Origin of the sequence: Desulfovibrio cuneatus DSM 11391, from assembly GCF_000430005.1 — a bacterium.
Lineage (GTDB): Bacteria > Desulfobacterota > Desulfovibrionia > Desulfovibrionales > Desulfovibrionaceae > Frigididesulfovibrio > Frigididesulfovibrio cuneatus.
The window spans coordinates 42,659-61,936 of the sequence record NZ_AUCY01000015.1 but is presented as its reverse complement, the minus strand read 5'-3'; the positions used below and the strand labels follow the sequence as shown (position 1 = coordinate 61,936).

Genomic DNA, 19,278 nt, shown 5'->3' with positions numbered 1-19,278 from the left:
AATGCCTTTGCCTTCAAGGAATAGGCAGGGTTATGTTGTACAGTTGCCTTGCCAAGTTTGCAAGAGGCGTTTTTGTAAAGAGCGCATTATTGTTCACGGGCTATACCCTGCATTTATGCTTGTAACAACAACATCTGCTTTACATTACCTAAAATAGCGGGGAGCAGAAACCGCACCAAAGTACAGCCCCTGCCCCCTGCCTATAAGGATTATTCTTTATTATTGGCTAAACATCTTCCCGGCCCATGCGGCGGGCAATTTCTTTTGCCGCAGCACGCCCGGCACCCATGGCCAGAATTACCGTGGCTGCCCCAGAAACAATATCCCCCCCGGCATACACGTTGGCAATGGACGTTTCACCGTTTTCATCGGCCTTAATGTAGCCCCACTTGTTCAGTTCAAGGTTGGGGGTTGCTTCCAGCAGAATGGGGTTGGCCCGTGTGCCCACGGCCACCACGGCAAGGTCGGTGGGCAGGGTGAACACGTCGCCAGCAATGGGGCGCGGGCTGCGGCGGCCAGAAGCGTCTGCTTCCCCAAGTTCCATGCGTTGCAGTTCCACCCCGGTCAGGCGGCCTTTTTCATCTCCCACAAAGCGCACCGGGCCACTGAGCAGGGAAAAGGTAACGCCCTCTTCTTCTGCGTGTTCCAGTTCTTCATGGCGGGCGGGCATTTCGTCACGCGTGCGGCGGTATACTATGGTTACGGATTCTGCCCCAAGGCGCACCGCTGTGCGGGCTGCGTCCATGGCAACGTTGCCGGCACCAAACACGGTCACGTTCTTGCCGGGCAGGCTGGGGGTGTCGTAGTTGGGAAAATCGTAGGCACGCCCAAGGTTGACACGGGTAAGGTATTCGTTGGCAGAGAATACACCAATCAGGTTTTCCCCCGGCACACCCAAAAAGCGCGGTAACCCGGCACCCACACCTATAAACACGGAATGGAAGCCCTGGTCCAGCAGTTCCTGTATCTGTATGGTTTTGCCACCCACATAGTTAGTGACAAATTCCACGCCAAGCTGTTGCAGCACGGCAATTTCTGCGCCCACAATCTCTTTCTTGGGCAGGCGGAATTCAGGAATGCCATACACAAGCACCCCACCCACTTCATGTAACGCTTCAAACACCGTTACAGAAATACCACGCGCTGCCAAGTAACCTGCCACTGTCAGGGAAGAGGGGCCGGAACCAATGCAGGCCACGCGCAGGTCCGGGTCTGGGAATACGCACACGTTGCTGCCGCCCAAAAGAGCCTGGCACGCATTGGAAGTCAGGTAGGAATCCGCCACAAAGCGTTCCAGCCGCCCAATGGCAACGGGCTGGCCCTTGGCATTTAAAATACATTCGCCTTCGCACTGGTTTTCCTGCGGGCAGACGCGCCCGCACACTGCTGGCAGGCTGTTGGTAGATTTAATAACGCTGTAGGCCTTTTCCAGGTCACCTTCACTCAGAGCCTTAATGAACTGGGGAATGGGCACTTCCACAGGGCAACCCTTGACGCACTTGGGGTTTTTGCACTGCAAGCAACGGCCAGCTTCTTCTTGCGCTTGCAAGGGTGAATAGCCAAGGGCCACTTCAGCAAAGTTATGTACTCGTTCTGCGGCAGGCTGGCAGGGCATGGCCACCCGCTTGCCCACGCTGCGGGCAGGCTTTTTCTTGCGCGGGTCGCCTTTGTCACCCAGGCAATTACAGTGCTCGCCGTGGGAGTGGGTTTCCTGGTCTTTAAAGGTAGCAAGGCGTTGGCGCAGCTCGCCAAAGTCCACAAGGTGGCCGTCAAATTCCGGGCCATCCACACAGGTGAACTTCACTTCCCCGCCCACAGTAACGCGGCAGGCACCGCACATGCCAATGCCGTCTACCATAATGGAGTTAAGGCTTACCACGGTGGGCACAGCAAAGGGTTTGGTGGTGTTGGCAACGGCCTGCATCATGGGCACAGGGCCAATGGCCACCACTTCTTTCACGCCTTTGTCTTTTTCCAGCCTGTCCTTCAAAATTTCTGTTACCAGACCTTTGTGCCCAAAGCTGCCGTCGTCGGTGGAAACCAGCACTTCGTCACAAAAAGCGGAAAGTTCATCAAAATACAGCAGCAGGTCTTTATTGCGCGCACCAATAATAGCCACCACATAGTTGCCTGCACGGTGGTGCCCCTTGGCAATGTGGTGCATGGCTGCAATGCCTGTGCCGCCGCCCACGCACACCACGGTGCCTTTTTTCTCAATATGCGTTTCCCTGCCCAGGGGGCCACACAAGTCGTGAATGGAATCCCCTTCCTTCAAGGCTTCCAGTTCAGCCGTTGTTTTACCCATAACTAAATAGACGATGGTTATGGTGCCTTCTTCCGGGTTTGTGTCTGCAATGGTTAACGGAATGCGCTCCCCTTTGTCTGTAATGCGTAAAATAACAAAGTTTCCGGGTTTGGCCGCCTTGGCTATTTGCGGCGCATATAAAATTAAGCGGCTGGTTTGCCCTGGAATCAGGGATTCTTTTTTACTAATAGGGGTAGGCATGCTTTATTCCTCCAAAATACAACCAGACAGTCACAAAAATGCGCCAACACAAGGCGAATCCATAACACAGAAGAGATAGGTACAAGAATCTGTTATCCTTCTGGTACCACACAAGCTTGAAGCCCATAGAGGCAGGCGAATTATTCAACGTGCTTGTTTCGTATACGGTAATAAAGGAAGAGAAGGCAAGCCTGTTTTTTTACAAAATATGTGCCGCAAGGAATAGGCAGGCATAGAAATTATTTCTGCCTCCCTGCTGGTATTTTTCTTGCGTAGCGGCCTTGCCCGGTGTATTTCTGCTTGGCAATCACAGCAGGATTCCCTGCGGTTTTGCACTTCAGGCCAAGGTAGCTTTTGGGCCAACAGCCCCCCTGCAATGGTCTGTTCCACCAACGCTTCGGCGTTCATCTTATGGAAGGGAGTCACTCGATGTGCGGTATTATTGGCTACACCGGGCACCGCCCCGCGGTGCCACTTATTCTTGAAGGACTACACCGCCTGGAATACAGGGGGTACGATTCTTCCGGCGTTTGCTTTGTGCAAAATAAAGAACTGAATGTTGTGCGGGCCAAAGGCAAGCTAACCGCCCTGGAAGAAAAACTGGCTGGCATGGAAATTTCCCTTGCCACCACAGGCATTGGGCACACCCGCTGGGCCACCCATGGCGAACCCAATGAAAGCAACGCACACCCGCACAAGTCTTTTGCAGGCAATCTCAGCCTTGTTCACAACGGCATTATTGAAAATTACCAGGAAACCAAAAAAGAACTGCTGGCCAAAGGCATACAGTTTTTTTCCGATACAGACAGTGAAGTGCTGGTAAACGCAGTTGCCAATGAACTGCGCCCCGGCGTGCCCCTGCTGGAAGCCTTTGCTGCTGCCTTGCGCAAGTCTACAGGGGCCTATGCGGTGGCCCTGCTTTCCCCGGACGAGCCAAACACCATTTATGCTGCCCGCCACTCCGCCCCACTTTTGCTGGGCGTGGGTATGGGTGAAAACTTTGTGGCTTCCGATATTCCCGCCTTTTTGCCCTACACAAAAGATGTGGTGTTTCTTGAAGACGGGGAAATTGTCCGCATCACCCCCACCACCTGGGAAGTGTTTTCCCTTGCCACCCTTGCCCCGGTTGCCAAAAAGGCGCAACGTATTCAGTGGGACATGCAGGCGGCAGAAAAAGGTGGGTTCCGCCATTTCATGCTGAAGGAAATATTTGAACAGCCTTCGGTTATTACCAACTGCACCGCTTCACGCATACAGGGGGGCAGCGTAAACGTGCCGGAACTGGCCCAAAAGCCCGTGCCCAGCCGCCTGCGTATTGTGGCGTGCGGCACATCATTCCATGCAGGTATGTGGGCCCAACCCCTGTTTGAAGAATGGGCTGGCATACCCACCACAGTGGAAATTGCTTCGGAATTTCGCTACCGCAATCCCATTTTGGAAAAAGGCGAAGCGGTGCTTGTTATCAGCCAGTCAGGCGAAACAGCAGACACCCTTGCTGCCCTGCGCATTGCCAGGGAAAAGGGCTGCTTGGTGCTGGGGCTGTGCAACGTGGTGGGTTCCTCCATTGCCAGGGAAGCCGACACCGTGGTGTATACCCAGGCTGGCCCGGAAATAAGCGTGGCCTCCACCAAGGCATTGTGCAGCCAAATGGTAGTTCTGCTGCTCATGGCCCTGCACTGGGGCAAAGCAAAAGGCACCCTTGCACCGGAAATAATGCAACAAGCCGTAGCTGGCCTTGCCACCTTGCCCGGACAACTGGAAGAAACACTGCCCAACTTGCAAACAGAAGCCAAAAACCTGGCCTGGCGCTTTGCAGCCTGCAAGGGCATGCTGTTCATGGGGCGCGGGCAGGCATACCCCCTGGCCCTGGAAGGCGCACTCAAGGTAAAAGAGCTTTCCTATATCCATGCGGAAGGATACGCCTCCGGCGAAATGAAGCACGGTCCCATTGCTTTGATTGAGCCGGACTTTCCCTCATTCATTCTTGCACCACACGACGCTTTGTTCCCCAAGAACAAGTCGAACCTTGAAGAAGTGCAAGCCCGCCGTGGCCCGGTTATTGCCCTGACCAACCCGCCAAAGCCCGGCTTTGAACTGAATGCCACCCACTTATGGATTATTCCTGAAGCCTGGGGGCCACTGGGAGGCTTTTTGCAACTTGCCGCCCTGCAAATGCTGAGCTATGAAACAGCCTGCCACCTGGGCAACGATGTGGACCAGCCCCGTAACCTGGCAAAAAGCGTTACCGTAGAATAAGGTGGAGCGATGCGGCGGGGTGCAGGCGGCCATGCAGCCGAATCTTATATCCCGCCGCAAAAACGGATAAAGTCGGGTTCATGCAATTAATGCTTGACATTAATAAAAACGAGGCTAAATATTTCCAGTTCACAATGCCTCCTGCTACAGGGTAACGAGGCATTGGCGGCTTGGTATTTTGACACACCAGCCACGCACGGCATGCAACATGCTGCCCCTAGCGTGTTTAGCCGCCCCTTGCCCAGGCCCCCTGTGGCAACGGTGCCCCAGCCCCATAAATTAGGTATTGTCCTGTACATTTCATCAATCCGCGTCTTTCAGGCGCGAAAGGGAGGTCCCCCGTGAGCGCAACCCCAAATACGTTTTCTGGTGCAACCATGTCTGCCGAAGGTATGGTGTTTAACGGTGCCGTATTCCAGCCAGTAGTTGAAAAATGCGAAGGCTGCAACCGCGTTCGTGAATTTGAAGGCCAGCGCTTTTGCTCTGCCTACCCCATGCCAGAAGCCAAATGGTCCCTTGGCAACTGCAACTTTTCCACCCATGCAAAGCAGACCCAGGCTGCTAACGTGAAAGTGAACCCACTTAAGGCTTCTAAGCGCGCTGCCAAAGGCCGGTAGAAAAACGCCATGCAATGAGTGCTTCCTTGGATATACTGGGCGTAATGTCGCAATAGTCAATATACATGCAGACAAGTGGCCAAAATCCCCTGTACAAGGGGAGGCAGTATTGTTATCAAAAAGAGAAGGGGAAAGCCCCTTCTCTTTTTTTGTTTCTGCAAAAAAAGAGTGCTCTGCGCTGCCACTCTTTCCAGCGCTCATTCACCCAAAAGGAATCTTCTTTATGATAGCCCCATTGGATCTCTTTCTAGACCAACAGCGTGAACAGGTGATTACGTGGCAACGTGAACTGACCACCCGCCCTGCGTTGGGACCGGAAAGCGGCGGAGAAGGGGAAACAGCCAAGGCTGCCTGGCTTGCCCAGGAACTTGCCGCCATGGGCATACCCCACATTACCCACATCAATTGCCCCGACCCCCGGGTTCCTTCAGGCGAGCGGCCAAACATTGTGGCCGTGCTGCCCGGCAAACAGAAAAAAACCCTGTGGCTGGTGGGACATATGGACGTGGTGCCTGCCGGGGATGCAGCCCTGTGGCGTACCCCGCCCTTTACCCTGCATGTAGAAGGCGACTATGTGTATGGGCGAGGGGTGGAAGATAACCAGCAAGGCATTGTAAGCGCCATGCTGGCAGCCAAAACATTACTTGCCAACAAGGTAGAACCTGAACTTTCCCTTGGCCTTTTGTTTGTGGCAGATGAAGAAACAGGCATGCGCCACGGGTTGCCCCACATGCTTGCTGCCAACCCCGGCCTTATTCAGCCGGGCGATTTGGTGGTGGTGCCAGACACAGGCGTGGCAGACAGCAGCAAAATCCAGATTGCCGAAAAAAGCTGCCTGTGGCTGAAGTTTACCATCCACGGCAAACAATGCCATGCCAGCGTTCCTGACCAGGGCATCAATTCCCTTGTGGTGGCTTCTGCCTGCATACTGGCCCTGGAAGAGCTGTACAGGCGCTTTCGTGATAAAAACCTGCTGTTTTCTCCTTCCTGGTCTACATTTGTGCCGTCCAAAAAAGAGGCCAATGTGGAAAACATCAACACCATACCGGGCAAAGACGTATTTTATATGGATTGCCGCCTGCTGCCTGGGCACACCCCGGAAGCCGTGCTGGAACGTTGCCGCAGCATTGTGGACGAAGTAGCCAAGAATTTTAGTACCACGGTAGACATTGAAGTGGCACATCAACTTTCCGGGGCAAGCGCTACCCCGGAAGATGCCGAAGTTGTTACCCGCCTGCAACATGCCCTGCAGGCCACCATGGGAAAAACAGCCACACTTTACGGGGCCGGGGGCCAAACCCTGGCCAGCCCCTTACGGGCCATGGGCATACCCGCGGCCGTGTGGGCCACATTAGAACCCAACCCCCATGTTCCCAATGAACGCTCCAGCATTCCCCACACCATTGGCGATGCTAAAGTATTTTTGCACATGCTCATGAATGCCTAAGGCAACACTGATTTATCATTCGAGGCCATTGCACAATGAATTTTTTTGACTTTTATTGGGGGACGCTGTCCCCCAGCCCCCTGCAAGGGGAATGATTCCCCTTGACCCCCATTTGCGAAAAGTTGAATGCCGATGCGGGTTCCAAGGGCATCATGCCCTTGGCGGAGGGGGTTGGGGAGGCAGAGCCTCCCCAAGTAAAGTACAACAATTTCAATTGTGCAATACTCTCCATTCCTACACTAGCAAGAGAGTCTTTATGCCTTCCGTTTTTACTTCTCCCACGCCTCTTCCCAGCCATTTTGACCTTATCGTTGTAGGCGCAGGGCACGCCGGGTGCGAGGCCGCCATGGCCGCTTCGCGCATGGGCCTTACCTGCCTTTTGGTTACCGGCAATGCCGACCGCATTGGGCACCTTTCCTGCAACCCCGCGGTGGGGGGGCTTGGCAAAGGGCATATGGTGCGGGAAATTGATGCCCTTGGGGGCAGCATGGGGCGCTGGGCAGATGCCGGGGCCATTCAGGTTCGCACCCTGAATGAAAGCAAAGGCCCTGCTGTGCGGGCCACCCGCGCCCAAATGGACAGAGAAGCCTACATGGCTGCGGTAAAATACGATATCCTGCATGCCCCAGGCCTGTTCGTGTTTGAAAACATGGCGGAATGCATTCTTACGCAGAACGGCAGCGTTTCCGGCATTAGCACAGCGTTGGGGCAGGAATTTGCCGCCAGCGCCGTGCTGGTCACCGCAGGGACATTTTTACGAGGAAAAATTCATATTGGCAGCCACACCCAGGCCGGAGGCAGGCTGGGCGATGCCCCCAGCACGGGCCTTGCCCGCAGCCTGGAAACCCTGGGGCTTACCTTGCGCCGGTTTATGACATGTACCACCCCCCGGCTGCTGGCCCGCAGCATTGATTTTTCTGTTATGGAACGCCAGGACGGCGCAACCCCTACCCCGCGCTTTAGCTGGCAAGCGCCGCAAAACCCCTTGCCACAGCAGCCTTGTTACCTTACCTGGACAACCCCTAAAACCCATGAGGTTATTGAAAAATCGCTCAAAACCTCCCCAATGTACAACGGGGCCATTCCTGGGCCTGGGCCGCGTTACTGCCCTTCCATTGAAGACAAAATTGCCCGCTTTCCTGAAAAGTTACGCCACCAGGTGTTTGTAGAACCTGAAGGCACCCACAGTGCAGAATGCTACCCCAACGGGCTGCCCACCGGGTTCCCCCTGGAAGTGCAAATTGCCATGCTCCGCACCATTCCCGGCCTGGAAAACAGCCACGTGGTACGGCCCGGTTATGCCATTGAATATGACGTAATTGACGCCACCATGCTGCACCCCACTCTGGAAGCCAAAGACATTCCCGGCCTGTGGTTTGCCGGGCAAATAAACGGTACTTCCGGTTATGAGGAAGCTGCCGCCCAAGGTCTGTGGGCCGCCATAAACGTTGCGGCAAAAAAGCAGGGCAAGCCTGCCTTTACACCAGGGCGCGACCAGGCCTACATGGCGGTTCTTATAGACGACCTGGTGACCAAAGGCACCAATGAACCCTACCGTATGCTTACCTCCCGTGCGGAACACCGCCTGCTGCTGCGCGAAAGCAGCGCAGACCTGCGCCTTACCCAGGCAGGGCGCAACCACGGCCTTGTGCATGACACCCAATGGCACGCTTTTTTACAACGAAAAGAAAGTCTTGCCGAAGTTACGCAATTGCTGGAACACACCCGCATTTCTCCCAACAAGGAAGTACAGGCATTTTTTGCCGCATTGGGGGAACCTGCCCCGACCAATGCCTTGCCCCTGGGGGAATTGCTACGCCGCCCTGCGGTGACGTTTGCTTCCCTGTTTCCCTTGTGCCCTGCCCTGGAACAGTTCCCCCAGGACGTCCTGTTTGAGGCGGAAACCATGTTCCGTTACGCAGGCTATGTCACCCGGCAGGAAGAACTTGCCCGGCGCAGTACAGGGTATGATACATTCGCCTTACCCCAACACATGGATTATACTGCTGTTCCCGGCCTGAGCCTGGAAGCACGGGAAAAATTTTCCGCGCTGCGTCCTTCTTCCCTTGGGCAGGCAAGCCGTATACCCGGCATTAGCCAGGCCATGGTACAATGTCTGGAAATTTATTTACGGAAACGCTGATGCGGCCTTTTTAAGAAGGCACACTGGCTCCATACGCCGCTTTGCAGCCGTCGTATAAAATCCACAGCTCGTATTGCGCAGCGCCCGGAAAATACTCTTTGCCGGGCGCTTTGGCTCTTGTGGTTGTTTCTGGTTGAAAAATCCCTACGGATTCCCGGAATTCCATTACTATCCAAGCCAGTTACGCTTTTTTTCAGGGCCGAAAAATTACAGGAATCCCTTGTAATAACGGAGTAACCTTCCAATATAACTCACATAAGGTATTGCGCCTTTTCACATTTGCCATTAGTGTGGAACACTCTTTGCTTACAGATTGACAGGGCATATCCTACCAAGTGTTGCTTTCATGAGAAACCATGAGAAAATGTGAGTAACGCAGTACATACGCCCAGTGGACAATGCATATGCCGGGCCGCATGCCCGCTGAAGCTTGGAACAACCATTTTTTATACAGTGCGGTGCACTTATGTTAAGCGAAATAAGCAATAGCTTTGCGGCGCAAGTTTTTGTAGGCTCGGCATTAAGTCCGTGGCTTATTGGGGTACTAAGCGTTATTGCCGTGCTTTTGCTTGCGCTGGTTCTTAAATCGCGCAAGGAAAAACAGCACCATTATATTCCCTACGGCAATATTGAAGACCCAAAGCAAATTAAAAACTTGCTCCGTGCCGCCATTGACCAGCGCAGCGCTTTTGATGTGCAGCCGGATTCGGAAGACGGAACAAAGCGCCCTGCCCTGCGCTGCACGCCGCTTACCATAACAAGAGACCATGTTATTATTGAAATTACCAGTATACGCACCCTTTCCGACTACTGGATTGGCAGGGCGGTGCATGTGTACTTTCGTGTAAAAGTAGACGGATTCTCCACCTACCTTACCTGCAAAAGCACTATTGAAGGGGTGCGTAACCGCGGCCAGAACCTTGCAGAAGTTGACATAGCCATTCCCGCAATACTGGAAAACCGCCAGAAAAGAGCTTTTTTGCGCCTGACCCCCCCGCTTGACCTTGTACGCGGCGGGGCATTGTGGTGTGAACAGGACATGCCCCTTGCCCACCAGCTTGATGATATTAATGATTGGGCAGACCCAACCCTGCTGCTGATGCCCGCCAAATTTGAACAATTCCACATTCTGAACCTTTCCGCAGGGGGTATGCGGGTGTTCGTTCCCCGGCAAACCCTGCGCGACACCCCCCTGGCCTTTCATTCCGTAGGGCAAGTGCTGCTGCTAATGGACCTGATAGACCCGGACGCCCAAAAACGCCTGCGCGTATGGCTGCAATGCCGCATTCAAAACCTGTGGGAAGAACAAACTACCCACGACCTGTACGTTGGTTTGCAGTTTATTGCCTGGGCCAAGGCCAAAAAGGGAACCACCATGGCAGACACCCCCGGCAGGCTGGACTGGTTTAAAATTTCTCTGAACAGCGAAGTGGAATGCATTGGCAACTGGATTATGCGCCGCCACCTTGAACTGCTGCGCGAACTTCCCCAGCGGCAGGATTGATTTTTTATATTTTGCGGCATATAGTTGTACTGTGTTGTCTATGCATCAGGAGCTGGCACAGGTTTGCCGCTGCTGTTTACAACCTGCGGGTGGGCGCTTATTCTGTTTTTCGGCAAGGGGAGTTTTACTAAAAACTGCCCTGCCCGCCATACAGGGCAATTTCATGTACTAACTTCTCTATACAAAGGGAGTTCCGTTTTGGACGAAGGTTCTGGCAGTAGTATTTGGCATGCCATTAAAAAGGTATTGCTGGGCAAGGGTGCTGAGTCTGTAGAGGCCGCCATTGATGAAGCGAGCAAAGAGGGTGAGCTGGACCAAAGCGAACGCTCCATGCTGCTTAATGTGTTACGCCTGGACGACATGCAGGTGCAGGAAATAATGACCCCCCGCACTGATATTGTGTGCGCAAGCCACACAGACACCCTGCACACCGTTATGGGCCTTATTCTTTCTTCTGGCCATTCCCGCATTCCTCTGTACAAAGAAACCCGCGACGACTTTATAGGCGTTGTTCACGCAAAAGACCTGCTGCGCTTTTGCCTGGAGCCTGAAAGCATGAAGCAACCTGCCCACACCTGCATGCGCCCAGTTTTTTTTGTGCCGGAAACAAAAGATGTGGTGGATTTGCTGCATGAATTCCAGCGCCAAAAAAACCACCTCGCCATTATTCTGGACGAGTTTGGCGGCACTACCGGGCTGGTGAGCTTTGAAGACGTGCTTGAAGAGATTGTAGGGGAAATTGAAGACGAACACGATGCCCCCAAACAGGCCGAAATTCAGGTAAAACCAGACGGCACCTTTGACATTTCCGGCAGGGCCTACCTGGAAGACATTAATGAACAGCTTGGCCTTTCCATTCAGTCTGAAGAAGTAGATACCATTGGTGGCTACCTTACCCACCTTGCCGGGCATGTGCCCAAGGCAGAAGAAAGCTTTACCATTCATTCCATGCGCTTTGTGGTAAAACAGGCCAACACCCGGCAGGTGCGCCGCATTCTGGCAGAGCCACTCAGCGCTCCTAAAGCCTTGCCACACGCATGAAGCCCCCCGCACCCGGCTGCGAAAAGCAGCTTGCCCTGGCATTTTCTTTGCTAGGCGCTGTGGGCTGTTTCTTGGGCTTTGCCAACCCTGTGGTCCACATTCCTGCGGCCATACTCCTTTTCCCGCTTTCCCTTTTTGTACTGGCCCTGCGCGCCCCCACAGCCCCTGTGGCCTTTCGCCGGGGGTGGGTGCTTGGCCTTTTGGGGTTTGCCCCTTGCCTGTACTGGCTGGTGTATCCCATTTATCAGGTGGGGGGGTTGCCCCTGCCCCTGGCCGTGCCCTGCGTTGTGCTGGTAGGCAGCTATTTGGCCCTGTACCCAGCCCTAACAGCCCTGTGCCTGCACCGCTTGCAACGGCGCATCCCCTTTGGACCAGCGGGGCTGGCTATCGCTTTTGGCCTGATGTATGCCGGGTTTGAAGTCATTGCCGGCTGGCTTTTTTCCGGCTTCCCTTGGCTGAACCTTGCCACCGCGTTTGCCCCCTGGAATGCTTTTGTGCAAGGTGCCCACATACTGGGCAGCAACGGCCTTACTGCATGGTATGCTACAGCAGCGGCTCTTTTGGGGGTGCTGTGCCTGCCTCCGGCAGGGGATAAAAAAACAGCCCTGCTCTTGCCCCTGAGCCTGGGGGTATTTCTGCTTGCTGCCATGCCCCTGTATGGCTGGCAGCGCCTTGCCAGCGCCCCGGCCCCGCAGGGCAGGCCATTTACCGTTGGCCTTGTGCAAGGCAATGTAGACCAAAACCAAAAATGGCTGCCCCAAACAAAACTGGCAGCTCTGGAAAAGCACATAGCCCTTTCCAGAACCATGCTGCAAACCCAAAAAGCAACCCCTGGTGCGCCCCCCATTGACCTTGTACTGTGGGCAGAAACCGCCGTGCCTTTCGTTTTTGCTGAGGAAGAATACCTTGCAGCCGTCGTACGTAACATTGCCAGGGAGGAAGGGGTTAGCCTTGGTTTTGGCACCCTCGGGTGCGTGTCTGGGCCAGATGATTATTGTGCCCAGCTTTCAAACCGTCTGCAACTGCTCACCCCACAAGGGAACGATGCTGATTTTTACGACAAAATGCATCTGGTGCCTTTTGGGGAATACATTCCCCTTGCCCTGACCTTCGAATTTTTACGCAACATTTTGCAAGGGGTTGATTTTGCCAAAGGCACCCGCACGGCCCCGCTTATGCTGGCCTTGCCAGCCCTCCCCCTTGGCTCTGGGGCATCACAGCCGCAAGGAAACGCCCTGCCTTCCGGGCAAGGCGAAAAGACCGAATTCAATGACAAAAGCGTGAATGCTGGGGACTCCGGCACAGCGCAACCTGTATACGTTGCTCTTGGGGCGCTCATCTGCTATGAAGTAATATTCCCGCAGTACGCAAGGCAACGGGTTGCCCAGGGGGCCACAGTGCTTATTACTATTAGTAACGACGCCTGGTTCGGCCCAAGTTCTGCCCCATGGCAACACCTGTATCTTGCCTCCATGCGGGCTGTGGAGCAAATGCGCCCCATGGTACGTGCCACAAATACCGGCCTGAACGCCGCCATAGACAGCTACGGGCGCATTACCACCCCCGGGGTTCTGTTTCAGGAAGCCACCACCGTTGTCACGGTGTACCCGGAAACAGCCACCACGTGGTACCTGCGCGCAGGCCTTGCCCTTGAAGTGCTGCTGGCCTGCCTTTCCCTGGCTGCCCTGGCCTTTGCCGGGCTTACCCGTAACCCTTTCAGGAAATAGATTATGTTGCAGCTTGCCGACCTTCGTACTTCCCTTGCCCCCCTTACCGACAAATATACCCAGCTTCGGGGGCGGCTTTGACCTGGAGGGCCTGCAACACCGCCGCGAAGAAATTGAAAAACAGCTTGCAGCACCAGACGCCTGGAATGACCCCACAAAGCTGACCCCTGTTTTGCAGGAACGAAGCCGCCTGGAAAACGAACAGAAGCGCGCAGCTACCCTGCAAGCTGCCCATGATGAAGCCCAAGACTGGCTGCTGATGGTGGAAGACGACCCGGCCCAGGAAGCACTGGAAGCTTTGGAGGCGGCAGTGCATGAACTTGGCCGCCTGCTGGAAGAAGCAGAAATGGAACTGCTGCTTTCAGAAAAAGAAGATAGCGCCTCTGCCATTTTGGAAATTCACCCAGGGGCAGGGGGCACAGAGGCACAGGACTGGGCTGCCATGCTCCTGCGCATGTTTTTGCGCTGGGCAGACGCCCACGGCTTTGCCACAGAGCACCTGGACTACCAGGGGGGCGACGAAGCTGGCCTGAAAAGCGTTACCTTGCGCGTTAAAGGCACCAATGCCTTTGGCTTGTTAAAAGGGGAAAAGGGCATTCACCGCCTTATTCGCATATCTCCCTTTGATTCTTCGGGCAGAAGGCACACTTCATTTGCTTCAGTAGACGTGCTGCCCGATGCGGAACAAGAAATCTCCATTGTGATTGAAGAAAAAGACCTGCGTATAGACGTGTTCCGGGCCAGCGGCGCGGGGGGCCAGCATGTGAACAGAACAAACTCCGCCGTACGTATAACCCATGCTCCTTCTGGCCTTGTAGTACAGTGCCAGAACGAAAAATCGCAGCATAGTAACCGCGATTCTGCCATGCAAATTTTACGGGCACGCCTTTATGACCTGGAGCTTCGTAAAGTTGCGGACGAACGGAAAAGCCAGTACCTTGACAAAGAGGCCATCAACTTTGGCAGCCAAATTCGCACCTACACCCTCCAGCCTTACCGGCTGGTAAAAGACCACCGCACCAATGTGGAAATGACCGATGTAGATGCTGTGTTGGACGGTGCCATAGACACCTTTATTCACGGATTGCTCCTATACCGCCATGAACAAAAAACCGGGACCTGAACACGCGCTGCATGATGCAGCCATGCTTGCCGAACTGGAAAAATGTGTAGGCATTATCCAGGAACTAGGGGAAGCAGCCATTCCTGAAGGGGAAGGTTCTGCCCTTGTGCGCCTTGTGAAGAATGTGCCGGCCCATGCATTGCAAAAATGCATTACCGCACATGCCCTTACAGACTGGTTGGCCATTCCCCTGCACACCACACAGGCAAAAGCACTGGAAGCCATTTTTTCTGCCCAGGCAGAGCTGGCCCGCCAGCGCGACAGCGACGCCCTGACGGGAATTTACAATCGCGGTTTTTTCGACAGAATCTTAAAAACCGAATTTTTGCGGGCAACACGCACCAATGCGGAATTAAGCCTGGTTATTATTGATATTGACCACTTTAAACGTGTAAACGATACTTATGGCCATGCCTGTGGCGACATTGTGCTGCAACGCCTTGCCACTATGCTCCGCAATTCTTGCCGGCCATATGATATTCCCGCCCGCATTGGGGGGGAAGAGTTCGCCCTGCTGCTGCCAGCCGCCACAGCATGGACAGCCCGCCATATTACCAAACGACTGCTAGAGGATTTTAGCAGGGAATCATTCCGCTGGGGCGAACTTCTTCCATTTTCTGTGACCTTTTCTGCTGGAGTTGCCAGCCTGAGCCACATGGACGGTACCCCCACACCGGAAGGCTTGCTGCGCCTTGCTGATGAAGCCCTGTATGCGGCCAAGGAAAGTGGCAGAAATTGTATTACCATTGCACAATCAACAAAAATGATGAAAGACATGGGCACCCTAGTGCATAAAGACGAAAAGCAATTGCTTTTTGCTGCCTGCTATACGGAGTAATGGCATGACCAAAACGAAAAGTATTTCCATTGTAAGCGGCAAAGGCGGTGTGGGGAAAAGCAATTTAACCCTGAACCTTGGCTATACCCTTTCCCGCATGGAACACAACACGCTTATTGTAGACTGTGACATGGGCCTTGCCAACATGGACGTCCTTTTGGGCATTGCTCCTGAAAAGCATATGCAAGACATACTCATTTCCGGCGATAAACCGGAAGATATTGTTATGCCCATTGTGCATGAAGGTGCTGCCAAGCTCGACCTTATTCCTGCCAACTCCGGCCTGGCCTCTTTCGCGGAACTCGATAGTGCCAGCATTTCCATTGTGTGCAGTGCCTTAAACCCCTTTGCCGAGGAGTATGACTACCTGTTACTGGACATTGGCGCAGGTATTTCCCCCACGGCACTCAGCTTTGCCGCTGCCACTTCCATGCGTATTCTGGTTGTTACTCCGGAACCCACTTCCATGACAAACGGCTATGCATTTATGAAGGTGCTCACCGCCAAATACGATGTTTCCAGCTTTTACATTCTGGTAAACCAAGTGGAAACCCTGACAGAAGCCCAACATACCTTTAACCGCCTGTGCACTGTGTGTGAACGCTTTTTACGCCTTAAACCCACTTTTTTAGGGGCAGTGCATAACGACCCAAAAGTACTTGAAGCGGTTCGAATGCAGCGGCCATTTATGGAATTGTTTCCTCAATCGCAAGCCTCAAAAGACTGCCAAAGCCTTGCCAAAGGCCTGCTGCGCCTTGAAAACCCCGCCACAGAAGAAGACCTTGAAAATGGCCCCCTTGTGCCCCGTTCACTCCGTTCAGGAGATGAAACTGCACAAAAATAGTATGCATTCCCCCATGGGTAATTCAGTTTTGTGTAAAAACTATTGCACATTACCAAGAAATGTTTCATACTCTATGCAAAGAATTATAAGTCAAGGAGAAACAGTATGAATAAGAGTGAGCTCATCAAGGCCTTTTCAGAAAAGAATGCCATCTCAACCGATGAAGCGACCATTATTGTCAATACGTTTTTCGACAGCATCCGAAATGCGTTGCTTACCAACCAGCGTGTTGAACTACGCGGGCTTGGAAGCTTTAAAGTAAAAGAATACAAAGGGTACACTGGCAGAAACCCAAAAACAGGTGAAACTGTTTCCGTACAGCCAAAGCGCCTGCCATTTTTCCGGGCTGGGAAAGAGTTGAAAGACTTTATTAACTCCTAGTTCGGGTCTTTTCCAGCAGGCAAACTGCAAGCCATTGCGCAACTCCCCACGCTTATTCGTTGTGGGCTAGGTTATTCAATGGCTTAGTTCTGGTATTCCAGGTCTGCCAGTGCAGAGCGTAGCGCTGTATGCATGGCATTTATCTGTTATGCTGTGTGCTTTGCATTGTGGCACACCATAAGTGGTGTACATAGTACATCGTTAATTTTTATGGGTCATGCCCCATTCTTATGACTAGCCGATAACAAAACCGCCAGTTCCTTGCCTGCCATGCAGTGCCTTGGAACTGGCGGTTGTTTGTGTGTGTTTATATTATGCTGGTATATTCTATGCCCGCAGGCGCTCCAGCAGGCTTTTCAGTTCCATGGCCATGCGGGCCACTTCCTGCACAGCCCCGGCAGATTCATGCATACCACCTGAAATGTCTTCTGCAATGTGGTTTACCTCTGCCACTGAACGGCTAATTTCTTCAGATGTGGAAGACTGCTCTTCTGCTGCGGTAGCAATGCTGGCAATAAGCGAAGCGTTGTGCCCGGCAAGTTGGAGAATTTCAAGCAGGGCCTCACCAGAAAAGCCCGCCAGCTTTGTGGCATCACTCACGTTTTTGCCCACTTCTTCCACCCGTACAATGTTTGCACTGGCAGCGCGCTGAATGCCCTGAATGCTGCTGCCCACCTCTGTGGTGGCACTCATGGTTTTTTCTGCAAGCTTGCGCACTTCATCTGCCACCACAGCAAACCCGCGCCCAGCCTCACCAGCCCGTGCCGCTTCAATGGCGGCGTTCAGTGCCAACAGGTTTGTCTGGTCTGCGATATCGGAAATAACGTTCATGATACCACCAATGGCTTCAGCCTGCTTACCAAGATTATGCATATTTTCCTGCAGTTCTTGGGCTACTTTGTCCACAGCCTGAATGCTGTGAATAACCTGCGCCACCACTTCCTTGCCATTTTGAGCCTTTTGCCGGGTGTTTTCAGCCTGCTCGCTTGCTTCCCCTGCGTTTCTGGCCACTTCAAGCACGGTCACGTTCATTTCTTCCATAGCCGTGGCGGTGGAAGCGGCCCTGTCGCGCTGGACTTCTGTGCCGCGGCTCACGCCGTCTACCTGTTTGGAAAGCTGCTCAGTAGCGGCTGCCACACGGTTTGATATATCTGTTGCTTCCTTGGCTACCTGAATAATGGTACGCTGGGTTCCTTTTATCTGTGTAAGGTCTGTGAACAATTGCAGTAACGAGGAAAGGTTGCCCTTGCTATCATGCATGGGGTAACAGCTATACAGCACGTCCATGCTGGAACCGCCGGGATGGACCGTTGTTTCTGCTGTAGCGGGTTTATCAGTTCGTATGGCCTGCTGCACTGCGCACCTGTCTGTGCCGTCATCTTCACGGGCAAACAACTGCTTGCCCAATTTTCCCGCATAGTCACTGCCAACCCATTCCTGCCCTTTGGCATTGATAAATGCAATTTTGCGGTCTGTCCCCATGGACATAATAGGGGAAGGAATATTATCCAGCACCTCGCGGTAACGGGTACAAATGGCGTTGGTTCCTTGCATCAGGTTGGCATATTCCCCGCTGAACTGGCTTGCGTCGCCTTGTGCCGCAAGTTCACCATGCACAATGCGTTCTTCAAGGCGTTTGTATTCTTCCATAATACGCAGCAACGCCTTTTGAATATTTTGCAGGGCAGTGGCAAGCACAAACACCTCATCCTTCCCCTTCACTTCCAGGGTTCCGTCAAGCTTGCCTGTGGCAATGGCATTGGCAAAAGCAACCCCTTTACCAAGGGAACGAACAATGGGCAGTGTGATAAGAAAAATGAGCAGAGCCCCAAGAATAACCGAAGCCCCAATAAGCATTATGGTGGAGTTCCGAATATCTTTCAGGTCGGAAAACACATCGTCATATTCAGCCCGTACCACCACAATAAGGTTGGCAGCAGAAGGAACAGGGCGAAACACGGTGGCAATTATCACCCCATTATTATTGACATCTTTAGAGCCAGAACCTGCGGCAACCACTTCACGGAATGCCGGGGTGGCAGGCAGGTCTGTGCGGAAAAGCTGAGAAGTATCTTTGAAAACCACCAGCCTGGCTTCCGTATCAAGCAAATAGGCATAGCCTGTATTGCCCACCCGAATTTGAGCCATGGACTGCTTGAAAAAAGTTTCCAGGGAAAGCATACCCACAATGGCACCCAACACCTGACCATCTTTTATAATGGGGGCTGCGATGTTAAACACACTTGTTTTGGTTTGGGGACTTAAATAAGCCGAAGAAGAGGCCATTTCACCCCGTAAGGCCTGCTGCACGTGGGGAGCATCCAAAGAAAAACCCCGCGGAGCTTCCAGGCCAAAGGAATCGCCCAACACTTCACCCTTTTGGCTAACAACCACAAAACGCTGAAAATTGGAGTAGGCATCAGTAATAGTAAGCAGGTAATTGGAAAGAGCTTTCTTATCCACGTCTGTATTCATAACAGACTGTTGTAAAAAGGGCGCCCCCGCTTCCCTTGCCACGTTTTCTGTAGCCGTAAAAGCAAAGTTTTTCAGGGCAATGGCAGAAGATTCCGCTTCACCTCGCATATTGTTCATAAGCAAGGTATGCATGGCCTCTGTAGACTGCTGATACGAAACATAGCCTGTTCCCCCCACCAGCAATGCCACAAGAAAAATGGTTGGAATAAGCAATTTTGTTTGTATATTCATACTATTCTCCTAAAATCCTTCCGCCCAAATGGCTCTTTTGCTCTTACATGCTCAAAAAAACAATGACGCTGACGCTCCGTATCACAAAAAAATACTTTTTGTACATACATGAACAAATTTTGCTACATAGCACGCACTGAAGCAA

General features: G+C 53.1%; 13 protein-coding genes and 1 pseudogene. 11 read left to right on the top strand and 3 right to left on the bottom strand.

What is annotated here, in order from left to right; genetic code table 11:
* Nucleotides 1-226 precede the first annotated feature (226 nt).
* The gene (gene gltA, locus G497_RS20440) at nt 227-1,615 is read right to left on the bottom strand and encodes an NADPH-dependent glutamate synthase (RefSeq protein WP_211228739.1); all 1,389 of its coding nucleotides are present in this window, start codon (nt 1,613-1,615) and stop codon (nt 227-229) included.
* 63 nt (nt 1,616-1,678) lie between these two features.
* Nucleotides 1,679-2,506, bottom strand: a pseudogene (locus G497_RS20435) (sulfide/dihydroorotate dehydrogenase-like FAD/NAD-binding protein); the annotation flags it as partial.
* Nucleotides 2,507-2,935: 429 nt separating this feature from the next.
* Here G497_RS20435 and glmS point away from each other — a divergent pair.
* The 11 genes from glmS (at nt 2,936) to G497_RS0103985 (ending at nt 16,427) form a co-directional block, all read left to right on the top strand.
* Nucleotides 2,936-4,762, top strand: a complete 1,827-nt coding sequence (gene glmS / locus G497_RS0104035) for a glutamine--fructose-6-phosphate transaminase (isomerizing) (RefSeq protein WP_027187189.1) — start codon at nt 2,936-2,938, stop codon at nt 4,760-4,762.
* A gap of 341 nt (nt 4,763-5,103) precedes the next feature.
* Nucleotides 5,104-5,379 (top strand): PxxKW family cysteine-rich protein, encoded by a 276-nt coding sequence (locus tag G497_RS0104030; RefSeq protein WP_027187188.1) that lies wholly within the window; start codon nt 5,104-5,106, stop codon nt 5,377-5,379.
* Between the two features lie 223 nt (nt 5,380-5,602).
* On the top strand, nt 5,603-6,826 hold the full coding sequence (locus G497_RS0104025; protein ID WP_027187187.1) for a M20 family metallo-hydrolase: 1,224 nt from the start codon (nt 5,603-5,605) through the stop codon (nt 6,824-6,826).
* A gap of 256 nt (nt 6,827-7,082) precedes the next feature.
* Nucleotides 7,083-8,969: a tRNA uridine-5-carboxymethylaminomethyl(34) synthesis enzyme MnmG gene (gene mnmG / locus G497_RS0104020; protein ID WP_027187186.1), complete on the top strand. Its 1,887-nt coding sequence runs from the start codon at nt 7,083-7,085 to the stop codon at nt 8,967-8,969.
* Nucleotides 8,970-9,435: 466 nt separating this feature from the next.
* Nucleotides 9,436-10,473 carry a PilZ domain-containing protein gene (locus G497_RS0104015; RefSeq protein WP_027187185.1) on the top strand — a complete coding sequence of 346 codons (1,038 nt, stop codon included), beginning with the start codon at nt 9,436-9,438 and terminating at the stop codon, nt 10,471-10,473.
* Between the two features lie 198 nt (nt 10,474-10,671).
* Nucleotides 10,672-11,514, top strand: a complete 843-nt coding sequence (locus tag G497_RS0104010) for a hemolysin family protein (RefSeq protein WP_027187184.1) — start codon at nt 10,672-10,674, stop codon at nt 11,512-11,514.
* Nucleotides 11,511-13,241, top strand: coding sequence for an apolipoprotein N-acyltransferase (gene lnt / locus G497_RS16650; protein ID WP_051257820.1), 1,731 nt, complete (start codon nt 11,511-11,513; stop codon nt 13,239-13,241). The genes G497_RS0104010 and lnt overlap by 4 nt, the downstream gene beginning before the upstream one ends.
* Nucleotides 13,242-13,244: 3 nt before the next feature.
* Nucleotides 13,245-14,364, top strand: a protein-coding gene (prfB, locus tag G497_RS16645) for a peptide chain release factor 2 (protein ID WP_211228738.1) whose coding sequence is annotated in 2 segments (ribosomal slippage) — nt 13,245-13,319 and nt 13,321-14,364 — 1,119 coding nt in all. Because the reading frame shifts where the segments join, the coding sequence is not laid out codon by codon here.
* Entirely contained in the window at nt 14,342-15,202 is an 861-nt protein-coding gene (locus G497_RS16640; protein ID WP_051257819.1) for a GGDEF domain-containing protein, read from the top strand. Before prfB ends, G497_RS16640 begins: the two co-directional genes overlap by 23 nt.
* Nucleotides 15,203-15,206: 4 nt before the next feature.
* The gene (locus tag G497_RS0103990) at nt 15,207-16,046 is read left to right on the top strand and encodes a MinD/ParA family protein (protein ID WP_027187182.1); all 840 of its coding nucleotides are present in this window, start codon (nt 15,207-15,209) and stop codon (nt 16,044-16,046) included.
* Nucleotides 16,047-16,151: 105 nt separating this feature from the next.
* A complete protein-coding gene (locus G497_RS0103985) occupies nt 16,152-16,427 on the top strand; it encodes an HU family DNA-binding protein (RefSeq protein ID WP_027187181.1) in 276 nt (91 codons plus the stop codon).
* 327 nt (nt 16,428-16,754) lie between these two features.
* Here G497_RS0103985 and G497_RS18960 read toward each other — a convergent pair whose 3' ends face one another.
* Nucleotides 16,755-19,133, bottom strand: coding sequence for a methyl-accepting chemotaxis protein (locus G497_RS18960; RefSeq protein WP_051257818.1), 2,379 nt, complete (start codon nt 19,131-19,133; stop codon nt 16,755-16,757).
* Between the last annotated feature and the right edge of the window lie 145 nt (nt 19,134-19,278).

What these genes read in the sequence shown, in the direction of transcription:
- gltA (WP_211228739.1), bottom strand. Translation starts at nt 1,615, where the DNA reads ATGCCCTGCCAGCCTGCCGCAGAACGAGTACATAACTTTGCTGAAGTG.
- glmS (WP_027187189.1), top strand. Translation starts at nt 2,936, where the DNA reads ATGTGCGGTATTATTGGCTACACCGGGCACCGCCCCGCGGTGCCACTT.
- G497_RS0104025 (WP_027187187.1), top strand. Translation starts at nt 5,603, where the DNA reads ATGATAGCCCCATTGGATCTCTTTCTAGACCAACAGCGTGAACAGGTG.
- mnmG (WP_027187186.1), top strand. Translation starts at nt 7,083, where the DNA reads ATGCCTTCCGTTTTTACTTCTCCCACGCCTCTTCCCAGCCATTTTGAC.
- G497_RS0104015 (WP_027187185.1), top strand. Translation starts at nt 9,436, where the DNA reads ATGTTAAGCGAAATAAGCAATAGCTTTGCGGCGCAAGTTTTTGTAGGC.
- lnt (WP_051257820.1), top strand. Translation starts at nt 11,511, where the DNA reads ATGAAGCCCCCCGCACCCGGCTGCGAAAAGCAGCTTGCCCTGGCATTT.
- G497_RS16640 (WP_051257819.1), top strand. Translation starts at nt 14,342, where the DNA reads ATGAACAAAAAACCGGGACCTGAACACGCGCTGCATGATGCAGCCATG.
- G497_RS0103990 (WP_027187182.1), top strand. Translation starts at nt 15,207, where the DNA reads ATGACCAAAACGAAAAGTATTTCCATTGTAAGCGGCAAAGGCGGTGTG.
- G497_RS0103985 (WP_027187181.1), top strand. Translation starts at nt 16,152, where the DNA reads ATGAATAAGAGTGAGCTCATCAAGGCCTTTTCAGAAAAGAATGCCATC.
- G497_RS18960 (WP_051257818.1), bottom strand. Translation starts at nt 19,133, where the DNA reads ATGAATATACAAACAAAATTGCTTATTCCAACCATTTTTCTTGTGGCA.